Genomic DNA, 2,066 nt, shown 5'->3' with positions numbered 1-2,066 from the left:
TGAACCGCTCCGGGTTTCCTGGAGGCCCCATCATCTGAGAGAGTGGGGTCATCATGACGAAACCTGCATCACCCAAATATGCCTCTGAAGTGCGCGAGCGCGCGGTTCGGATGGTGTTCGAGCACGAAGGCGAGCATGCCTCGCAGTGGGCTGCGATCAGCTCGATTGCGGCAAAGATCGGCTGCAATCCCAAGACGCTGCGGAACTGGGTCCGGCAGGCCGAGCGTGACCAGGGCAAGCGACCCGGTCCGACGACGGCCGAGCAGGAGCGGATCAAGGCACTGGAGCGTGAGGTGCGGGAACTGCGCCAGGCGAACGAGATCCTACGCAAGGCGTCGGCGTATTTCGCCCAGGCGGAGTTCGACCGCCCGTTCAAGAAATGATCGCCTTCATCGACGCGCACCGCGCCGTTCACGGGGTCGAGATCTTATGAGGTGAAGAGCGACTGGAACCGGGTCAGAGTTCTGGTCCAGCACTGAACCCGGAGGCCGTCATGTCCAGCACGTCCAATTCCACCGCCATTCGTGTCGATCTCGGCGCGATCTTCGTTTCGCTTGAGCTGAGCCAGTCGAAATGGCTGGTCACATCACTGACGCCGGGTGGTGGCGAGAAGATGTCGAAACATCTGGTCAAGGCAGGGGATATTGGTGATTTGCTTTTGCGATTTGCGGAATTACGACGCAAGGCTCTGGTTCGGACTGGGCAAATCTTTCCAATTGTTGTGATCCAGGAAGCAGGGTTGGACGGCTTCTGGATTCATCGGGTCCTACTCCAGGAAGGGATCGAAAGTCACGTTGTCGACCCGGCATCGGTAGCTATTTCGCGCCGCCGTCGTCGGGCAAAGACCGACAGGATTGACGGCGAGGCGCTCGTCCGAACGTTGCTGGCCTACAAGCGGGGCGAGCCTCGCGTTTGTGCAATGGTAAGGCCGCCAACGCCTGAAGAGGAAGACCGGCGGCGGATCGCGCGGGAACGCAAGGTACTGGTCAATGAACGGGTAGCGCACGTCAATCGGATCAAGGGGCTGCTCTACAGTCATGGCGTCGGAGCTTATGAACCGCTGCGGCGCGATCGCCGGGAGCGGCTTGATGAGCTCCGTACCGGAGATGGCCGCCCATTGCCACCCCACCTGCAGGCGCAGATTTCGCGGGAGCTTGACCGCCTTGAACTGGTGCTTGCACAGATAAAGGACATCGAGCGGGCGAGTACCGACATGCTTACCGCAGAGGCGCTCGCATTTCCCGGCGCCGCTCCGTTGCTGGGCCTGAAAGGGATTGGAGCGGCCGCCGCGGCCGTGTTGTGGGGCGAAGGGCTTTGCCGGCATTTCGACAACCGCAGACAGGTCGCCGCCTACGCGGGCCTCGCGCCGACACCCTGGCAGAGTGGCCAGATGGATCACGAGCAGGGAGTTTCAAAATCAGGTAATCCACGTCTGCGCACGACGTTGATCCAGATCGCCTGGCTGTGGATCCGCCACCAGCCGGATTCCGCACTGACGCTTTGGTTTAAGGATCAGGTGGCTAGGAATGGGGGACGGCTCAAGAAGACGATGATCGTCGCCGTTGCCCGAAAACTGTTCGTCGCGCTTTGGAAATATACCCGTGCGGGCGTCGTCATTGAAGGTGCCGTGCTGAAGGCCGCCTGACGTTCCGAGCGCTCATCAATTTCTCCGGGGAAAACCTTCCCGCTGGAGCCCGGACGGGCGAACCGAAGATCGGCATGGCTGTCAAACAGCCGCGGTTTGAGAATGGTCTCGCCCAATTGAGCCTTGCCCGCCGCATGCGGGATGTTGGTGCAGTCGCCCCAGTCGACTGACCGTATATAAGTTGGATCAGGCCCGGTTTCCGGGCCGCGTCATTGAAGCAGGCTCACGCCGTGGATACCAGATAGCGCTACAGGAGCATAAAATGAAAAGCTGACGAACATTTCCGTTGATTCTCCTCATATAAGCCGATCTGCCGAGTGCTGCCGGTCGCCCCGTCGACTTACCACGCCCATGCCGCCCGGCGGGCCGATCCTGCCAAGGTGCCGGCCCGCTCGCGAAGCGACGCGGAGCTGAGTTTGGC

1 protein-coding gene, 1 pseudogene and 1 other annotated feature are annotated in these 2,066 nt (G+C 61.0%); the gene and the pseudogene both read left to right on the top strand.

Annotated elements, in window-relative coordinates:
* Positions 1–53: 53 nt before the first annotated feature.
* A pseudogene (locus FZ029_RS32710) lies at positions 54–424 on the top strand (transposase); the annotation flags it as partial.
* Positions 338–454, top strand: a sequence feature (AL1L pseudoknot). It overlaps the preceding pseudogene by 87 nt.
* A 39-nt stretch (positions 455–493) precedes the next feature.
* The gene (locus FZ029_RS32705; RefSeq protein WP_149274370.1) at positions 494–1,645 is read left to right on the top strand and encodes an IS110-like element ISAzs35 family transposase; all 1,152 of its coding nucleotides are present in this window, start codon (positions 494–496) and stop codon (positions 1,643–1,645) included.
* Positions 1,646–2,066: the final 421 nt, after the last annotated feature.

Source organism: Azospirillum sp. Sh1 (genome assembly GCF_008365135.1).
Taxonomy (GTDB): Bacteria; Pseudomonadota; Alphaproteobacteria; order Azospirillales; family Azospirillaceae; genus Azospirillum; species Azospirillum oryzae.
The sequence above is the reverse complement of the archived record's forward strand: the minus strand, read 5'-3'. Positions and strand labels throughout refer to the sequence as shown.